This window comes from Actinomyces oris (genome assembly GCF_001937665.1).
In the GTDB taxonomy this organism is placed as follows: Bacteria; Actinomycetota; Actinomycetes; order Actinomycetales; family Actinomycetaceae; genus Actinomyces; species Actinomyces stomatis.
On record NZ_MSKL01000019.1, the window covers coordinates 93,737 to 101,855 of the forward strand.

The window sequence follows — 8,119 nt, forward strand, 5'->3', positions numbered from 1 at the left end:
CATGCCGACTCTTCCCGCATCGCTGCCCGTCCTGACCGTCATGGCGATCACGCCGTTGGCCGGGGCGCTCCTGCTGTGGCTGGTTCCGCCGCTGCGCCGGCTCCACGCCCGCGCCGTGGGTCTCGTGTTCTCCCTGGCGGTCCTCGCCCTGGGCCTGTGGGCGCTGAGCGCCTTCGAGCTGGGCCACGCCGGCACTGTCCAGTTGACCGACACCCACTCCTGGATCCCCGCCATCGGCGCCTCCTGGGCCCTGGGCGTCAACGGCCTGGGCCTGTCCATGGTGCTTCTGGCCGCCTTCGTCACGCCCCTGGTGCTGCTCGCCTCCTGGGGCGAGGTCCCCGCCGACCGGCAGGGGCTGTTCACCGGGCTCGTCCTGGCGCTGGAGTTCTTCGTCGTCGTCATCTTCTCGGCCCGGGACCTGCTCCTGTTCTACCTGTGCTTCGAGGCGATGCTCATCCCGGTGTACTTCCTCATCGGCTGCTTCGGCGGACAGAAGCGTCAGCGCGCCGCCCTGAAGTTCCTCCTGTACTCCCTGGCCGGCGGGCTCGTCATGCTCATCGGCGTCATCGCCGTCTACCTGCACTCCGCCCAGAACGGCACCCCCAGCTTCCTCATCGACTCGGTGGCGGCCAACCTGCACGTGTCGGCCTCCGCGGGGCACTGGATCTTCCTGACCTTCTTCATCGCCTTCGCCATCAAGGCGCCGCTGGTCCCGGTCCACACCTGGCTGCCCGACACCGCCGAGCAGGCCACTCCGGGCACCTCGGTGCTGCTCATCGGCATCCTGGACAAGATCGGCACCTTCGGCATGATCACCCTGGTCCTGCCGATCTTCCCGGAGGCCTCCCGCTGGGCCGCCCCGGTGATCCTGGTCCTGGCGGTCGTCTCCATCATCTACGGGGGCCTGGCCGCCATCGCCCAGGACAACCTCTACCGCCTCATCTCCTACACCTCCGTGAGCCACTTCGGCTTCATGGTCCTGGGGATCTTCATCGGCAACCAGGTGGCCGCCAACGGCGCCATGGTCTACATGGTGGCCCACGGGCTGTCCATCGCCGGCCTCTACCTGGTCACCGGCTTCATGGCGCGGCGCACTGGGACCGTCGCCATCAGCGAGCTCGGCGGCATCGCCCGGGTCATGCCGCTGGTGGCCGGGACCTTCCTGGTCTGCGGGCTGGCCTCCATCGCCCTGCCGGGCCTGAGCGGATTCGTGCCCGAGTGGATGGTGCTCACCGGCACCTTCTCGGTCTCGCTGGCCCTGGGCGGTGCAGCCGTCGTCGGTGTCGTCATCGCCGCCGTCTACATGCTGCTGCCCTACCAGCGGGTCTTCACCGGAGCGCCTGCGCCCGAGCGCGTCGGCAGCCCCGACCTCGACGGGCGTGAGCGCCTCGTCGTCGTCCCCATCATCGCCGCGATGCTCGCGCTCGGGCTGGCCCCGGCCACCCTCACGCACGCGCTCGACGACGTCGCCCGGCAGGTCGCGCTCACGGTGACCCGTTCCCCGCAGGACGCCGCCTCCGCCGTCGTCGCCGGTGACAGCCACGATGCCGGCGGTGCATCCGAAGCGCCCGCCGCCTCCACTGCTACGGAAGGGAACACCAAGTGAGCCCCTCAGCCACTGCCCCGATCGTCAACTGGGACGCCCTGACGCCGGTACTCATCATCCTGGGCGCCGGTGTCCTGGGCGTCCTCGTGGAGGCATTCATCACCCGACCCGCCCGCCTGGCCATCCAGTCCACGCTGAGCCTTCTGGCCATCCTGGCCTCCGGGGTCTCCCTGTTCCTGCGCTGGGGTGAGGTCAAGGCCGCCGGGGCCGCCGCCGCGGCGACGCCCCAGTTCCAGCTCCCCAAGGGCTTCCTGCCGGGTGCCCGCATGTCCGCGGGCCTGACCGAGGATCCCTTCTCCATCGCCGCCCAGGGCATCCTCCTGGTCATCGGGCTGCTGGCCGTCATGGTCATGGCCGACCGGACCTCTGTCGGTGACGGGGCCTTCGCGGCCCAGGCCGCTGACCGGCCCGGCAGCGCGGAGGAGACCGAGTCCCTCCTGGCCGGGTGGACCACGACCGAGGTCTTCCCCCTGACCCTGTTCTCGCTGGGCGGCATGATGCTCTTCGGAGCCAGCAGCGACCTCATCACGCTGTTCGTCATCCTGGAGATGATCTCCCTGCCGCTGTACATCCTGGCGGCCACCGCCCGCCACCGCCGGCTGCTCAGCCAGGAGGCGGCGCTGAAGTACTTCGTGCTGGGTGCCTTCGCCTCGGCCTTCCTCCTCATGGGAGCGGCCCTGCTCTACGGGGTGGCCGGTGCCGTCGACTACGAGACCCTGGGCGAGGCCGTGCGCACCGTGCCGGGGCAGGAGTGGCTCGTCCTGGCCGGCCTCATGCTGGTGATCATCGGCCTGCTGTTCAAGGTGGCGGCCGTGCCCTTCCACGCCTGGAGCCCGGACGTCTACCAGGGCGCCCCCACCCCGGTCACCGGGTTCATGGCCGCCGGGGTCAAGGCCGCCGCCTTCCTGGCACTCGTGCGCTTCTACTACATGATCGCCGGTGCCATGGGCTGGGACCTGGCCCCCGCCCTGTGGGCCGTGGCGGCGCTGACCATGCTCGTGGGCACCGTCGTCGGGGTGGTTCAGCACGACGTCAAGCGCATGCTCGCCTACTCGGCCATCGCCCACGCCGGCTTCATGCTCATCGGGATCCTGGCCTACTCCCAGGCGGCGATCTCCGCGCTCAGCTTCTACGCCCTGACCTACGGGATCGCCACCGTGGGAGCCTTCGGCATCATCACCCTGGTGCGCTCCAACCGTGACGGCTCCGTAGGCGGTGAGGACGGCGACCTGGATGCCTTCAAGGGGCTGGGACGCCGCAGCCCCTGGGCGGCCGGAGCCATGACCGTCTTCCTGCTGTCCTTCGCCGGAGTGCCCCTGACGGCCGGCTTCATGGCCAAGTTCCGGCTCTTCGCCACCGGCCTGAGCGGTAACGGGGTGCCCTTCGTCATCCTCGCCGTCGTCTGCTCGGCCGTGACCGCCTTCTTCTACATGAGGCTCATCGTGCTCATGTTCTTCCATGAGCCCGACGGCGAGCGCTCTGCGGTCGTGGGCAGCCAGGGCCCGATCCTCCTGGCGGTCGGCGTTGCGGTGATAGCCACAATCGGGTTGGGCGTTTTGCCGCAGACCGCCTTCGACCTGTTCGACCAGACGGCTATGCTCCTTCCGTGATCGGATCACTGCCGCTGAGCGCCCCTGAGCTGGAGTCGCGCATCGTCCCCGCCCTCCAGACCATCGAGGACCGCCTCATGGAGGTGGTCACCAGCGCCGACGAGACCATCAACCCACCGACCTCGCACCTGGCCGAGGCCGGCGGCAAGCGCCTGCGCCCGGTCCTGGCCCTGCTGACCGCCCAGCTCGGAGACCCGGCCCTGGCCACCGGTGAGCAGATCCGCGACGCCGGCGTGGCCGTGGAGCTGACCCACATCGCCACCCTCTACCACGACGACGTCATGGACGAGGCCCCGCTGCGCCGCGGCGCCCCGAGCGCCCAGACCGTGTGGGGCAACTCCGCCGCCATCCTCACCGGCGACGTCCTCGTCGCCCGCGCCTCCCAGCTGGTGGCGGCCCTCAGCCCGGAGGCCGTCATGGCTCACGCCAAGACCTTCGAGCGCCTGTGCATGGGCCAGCTCCATGAGACCCTGCCTCGCCCTGCGGGCACCGACCCGGTGGACCACTACATCCAGGTCCTGGCGGACAAGACCGGCTCCCTCATCGCGGTGTCCGCCCGCTTCGGGGCGATGCTCACCGATGCCGGGGCGCGAACAGAGCGGATCGTGGAGGAGTTCGGAGACAAGATCGGCGTGGCCTTCCAGCTGGCCGACGACGTCATCGACCTCATGAGCGACTCGGCCACCACCGGCAAGACCCCCGGCACCGACCTGCGCGAAGGCGTGGACACCATGCCGGTCCTCCTTCTGCGCAAGGCCCTGGCGGCCGGTGAGCTCGATGCCGCCGGCCAGGCCATCCTCTCTCGCCTGTCCACCGGTGACCTGTCCGACGACGCCTTCCTGGCCGACGTCGTCGCTCGCCTGCGCGAGCACCCGGTCCTGGCCCGTACCCGCGAGATGGCCATGGCCTGGGCCACCGAGGCGGTCGAGGGCCTGGAGGGCCTGGAGGAGGCCGTTCTTGACGGCACCCGGCAGCGCCTGACCCGGGCCGGCATCGAGGGTGAGGCCGCCGCGGAGGCTATGGCCGACGCCGGTGAACGGGTGGTGCAGGTGCGTGCGGCTATGGAGGACTTCGCCCGCATCCTCGTGGACCGGGCCGCCTGACAGACCGGTCCGAGGGCTGAGGAGGCCTCGCAACTACCCATTGACTCCCCATGGGGAGATGGGGAGCTGATGGGGAGAGACGGGTACCTCCCCATCGTGGGCCGTGGACAGCGGCGAATAGGGTTCCAGGCACGTGTTCCCGATGCGCCGAAAGGTTCCCGACATGCCGTCCTCCACGCCGCTGTCTCCTGATTCCTGTGCCCGACTGACCCGACGTGGCGTCCTGGCCCTGCCCGCCCTGGCCGGTGCCGGGGCTGTTCTGACGGGCTGCGGAGTGCTCACGAAGGGCGGCTCCTCCTCGGGGAAGAGCTCGGGTGCTGCGTCCCCGCGTGCTGCTGCCACCGCGACTGGCCCCCATGGTGGGGTGATGCTGGAGGCGGAGTGGAAAGGAGCTCCGCTCTCGGTTGAGGTGGGTCCCGCCGCAGTCAACGGCAAGTACGCTGTCGTGCGCTTGGTGTTCACAACGACCTCGGATGAGAATGTGAGCCTGTTTCAGCCATTCGGTTACGCATATCGTCCGGGGACGATGGTTGCTATCAGAATGCTCTCTTTGGATAAGGGCTTGGTGTATCGTGAACTGGACGAAGAAGTACGTCATCTATATGATGGTGTTGAAAAAGATAAGCCTTTGGAAGTATTCCCAGTGTTTCATGCGCCGCCCGAGGATGTCGGCGTCGTGGATCTGTTCCTGCCTTATGTGGGGATTGCTACAGGCGTTCCGGTGCTGAAGGATACTGAGACTGATTTCTCAGTGAATGATGTGGTGTCCAAGGCGAAGCTCGACGAGTCGGAGGCGGGGCCGTTCAAGATCGAGACCATGTCGCTGGCTGCTGATGATTCGTCGGATACGAAGCAGGATGAGAAGTCGACGACGGTGACGGTGGCCGGGGACGTCACGTTCGCGACAGACTCCGATCAGCTCTCGGCTCAGGCTGACAGCGTGCTGGCGAGTGTGGTGGAGCAGGTCAAGAAGTATCCCTCTGGTGGGGATCTGACGATCACGGGGCACACCGATGATGTGGCCGATGATGCGCATAACCAGGATCTGTCGGAGCGGCGGGCCAAGGCGGTGTCGGATCGGCTCAAGAGGCTGACGGACCTGTCCAAGTGGAAGGAGTCGGTCTCGGGCAAGGGGGAGTCGTCTCCTCGGGTGTCGAATGACACCGATGAGCACCGGCAGGTCAACCGTCGTGTGGAGATCACTCTGACACCCTCGAAGCCCGCCGAGTCCAGTGCGCCGCCGAGCACGGGCGCGGCACCGTCGTCGACCGCGATGCCAAAGGCTGCCGGCCCCGTGGGTAAAGGGCCTGAGGGAGTTGACGTGACGATTCGTGACAAGGTGGCGCACATGTCGATCGATAGTGTCACTCGGGTGGGTAAGTTCTTGATCGGCACCGTCAGGATTGAAGCGGAACAGGATGTCATGATGCCCGCGGCATGCCTTGTTTTGCCTGAAAGTATTGAGGGGCTGGGGTGGGTGGCTCTGAAGCACGATATACTCAGCCTCGGAGTTTTCAGTCTGACGGTTCTCGGTGGCGGAAAGCGTTACCTGGAGGCCGGGTTCAACTTCTCGGATGGTAGTGGCAGCTTGTTGGCCAACCCGTTCGTTTATGATCTTGTTGCGGGTGGCGTGATGAGTATGCCTACTGTATGGCCCGACCCCGGCGGGGACAGAGTCGTTGTTGACTTGCCCGATGGAAACAATCCGACTGCGCCGCACAGGATTGTCGCCCGTCTTACCGACATCCCGGTCGTCAACGCGTAGCGCCTCTGTCGCTCAGAAAGGGGGAGGTCGACAAGGGGGTGCCGCGCCGTCCTGATCGGCTCCCCGGTGGAGGACTCACCGCCCGATCCCGCCGGTGCCTCTCCGACGTGACGCGGCTCAAAGCGGCGATGTTGCCCGCGCCCTGGGGGAGGGCCGCCCTTCCTCCATAGACTGTGGCGCGGTGCCCCGCCGTCATCGCCGTCGCCCCGGACCGGATCAACCGGCCCTCCCGGCAGCGGGAGCGCGGGCGCCACGTCCACGTCCCCTGAATCAGGAACGAAGAACAGTGAACGCACGTCCTCTCAATGTCGCCGTCATCGGAGCAGGCCCCGCAGGCATCTACGCCTCGGACATCCTCTCGAAGTCGGGTCTGGACGTCTGTATCGACCTGTTCGAGCGGCTTCCTGCGCCCTACGGGCTGGTGCGCTACGGCGTCGCCCCCGACCACCCGCGCATCAAGCAGATCATCGTGGCCCTCTACAAGATCCTCCAGCGCGGGGACATCCGGCTCATCGGCAACGTCGAGGTCGGCCGCGACATCTCGGTGGCCGAGCTCCACGAGCATTACGACGCCATCGTCTTCTCCACCGGAGCCGACACCGACGCCCCCCTCGACATCCCCGGCGTCGACGCCCCCGAGTGCTACGGCGGCGCCGACTTCGTCTCCTGGTACGACGGGCACCCCGACCACCCGCGCACCTGGGACCTGAGCGCCAAGGAGGTCGCCGTCATCGGCGTCGGCAACGTCGCCCTGGACATCGCCCGCGTCCTGGCCAAGCACGCCGACGACCTCATGACCACTGAGATCCCCGCGAACGTGGCCGCCACCCTCCGGCAGTCCCCGGTCACCGACGTACACGTCTTCGGCCGCCGCGGCCCCGCCCAGGTGAAGTTCACCCCGCTGGAGCTGCGCGAGCTCGGCAAGCAGGCCGACGTCGACGTCATCGTCGACGAGGAGGACTTCGAGTACGACGAGGGCTCGCAGGCGGCCCTGGCCTCCTCCAACCAGCAGCGCCAGGTCGTCAAGGCCCTCGAGGGGTACGCGATGCAGGAGCCGGAGGACCTCACCGCCTCCCACCGCATCCACATCCACCTCTTCTCCGCACCCCACGAGGTCCTCACCGACGACGACGGCCACGTCGTCGGCCTGCGTACCGAGCGCACCCGCCTGACCGGAGACGGCAACGTCACCGGCACCGGCGAGTACCGCGACTGGCCCGTCCAGGCCGTCTACCGCGCCGTCGGATACGCCTCCAGCGCCATCGAGGGCCTCCCCTTCGACGCCGAGCGGCACGTCGTCCCCAACGAGGGCGGCCGCGTCCTCGGTGAGGACGGCAAGCCCCTGACCGGTCTGTACGCCACCGGCTGGATCCGCCGCGGCCCCGTGGGCCTCATCGGCTCCACCAAGTCCGACGCGCAGGAGACCATCACCAACCTCGTGGCCGACGCCAACGCCGGCCTGCTGCACGCCGAGACCAGTGACGAGGCCCAGGTCGGCCACGACGCCGTCATCGCCCTGCTGGAGTCCCGCGGCATCCCCTTCACCAACTGGGAGGGCTGGGAGCTGCTGGACGCCTACGAGCGCGAGCTCGGCGAGGGCTACGGCGAGGTCGTCGTCACCGGAGGGGAGTCCAAGCCGCGTGAGCGCGTCAAGGTCGTCTCCCGTGACGCCATGACCGCGATCTCCCGCTCCACCGAGGTCCCCGAGGACCTCATCGGCCAGCCCGAGGCGGGCCGCGTCCCCGAGCGCGTCGCCCACCGCCTGGCCGACTGAACCCGGGGGCCGGCGGCCCCGCCGCCGGCCCCCGGCCCACACGCGCCACACCACCCCTTCACAACCACCCCGAAGGCAGAACCATGCGAATCGGCGTTCCCACCGAGATCAAGGACAACGAGTTCCGCGTCGCCATCACGCCGGCCGGTGTTCACGCACTCATCCGGCGCGGGCACACCGTGACCATCCAGGCGGGCGCCGGCCAGGGGGCCTCCATCCCCGACGCGGAGTACACCGCCGCCGGCGCAGTCATGACCGACG

Annotated in this window: 5 protein-coding genes and 1 pseudogene; all 6 read left to right on the plus strand. The window is 68.4% G+C overall.

The window, feature by feature from the left end; all coding sequences use genetic code 11:
- Nucleotide 1: 1 nt before the first annotated feature.
- A complete protein-coding gene (locus tag BKH28_RS07910) occupies nt 2-1,606 on the plus strand; it encodes an NADH-quinone oxidoreductase subunit M (protein ID WP_075418282.1) in 1,605 nt (534 codons plus the stop codon).
- Nucleotides 1,603-3,216, plus strand: coding sequence for an NADH-quinone oxidoreductase subunit NuoN (gene nuoN, locus BKH28_RS07915; protein ID WP_075418283.1), 1,614 nt, complete (start codon nt 1,603-1,605; stop codon nt 3,214-3,216). The genes BKH28_RS07910 and nuoN overlap by 4 nt, the downstream gene beginning before the upstream one ends.
- On the plus strand, nt 3,213-4,319 hold the full coding sequence (locus tag BKH28_RS07920; RefSeq protein WP_075418284.1) for a polyprenyl synthetase family protein: 1,107 nt from the start codon (nt 3,213-3,215) through the stop codon (nt 4,317-4,319). The genes nuoN and BKH28_RS07920 overlap by 4 nt, the downstream gene beginning before the upstream one ends.
- A gap of 367 nt (nt 4,320-4,686) precedes the next feature.
- The gene (locus BKH28_RS13550; protein ID WP_256695543.1) at nt 4,687-6,084 is read left to right on the plus strand and encodes an OmpA family protein; all 1,398 of its coding nucleotides are present in this window, start codon (nt 4,687-4,689) and stop codon (nt 6,082-6,084) included.
- Between the two features lie 286 nt (nt 6,085-6,370).
- A complete protein-coding gene (locus BKH28_RS07930) occupies nt 6,371-7,858 on the plus strand; it encodes an FAD-dependent oxidoreductase (protein ID WP_075418286.1) in 1,488 nt (495 codons plus the stop codon).
- Between the two features lie 83 nt (nt 7,859-7,941).
- Nucleotides 7,942-8,119, plus strand: a pseudogene (locus BKH28_RS07935) (alanine dehydrogenase); the annotation flags it as partial.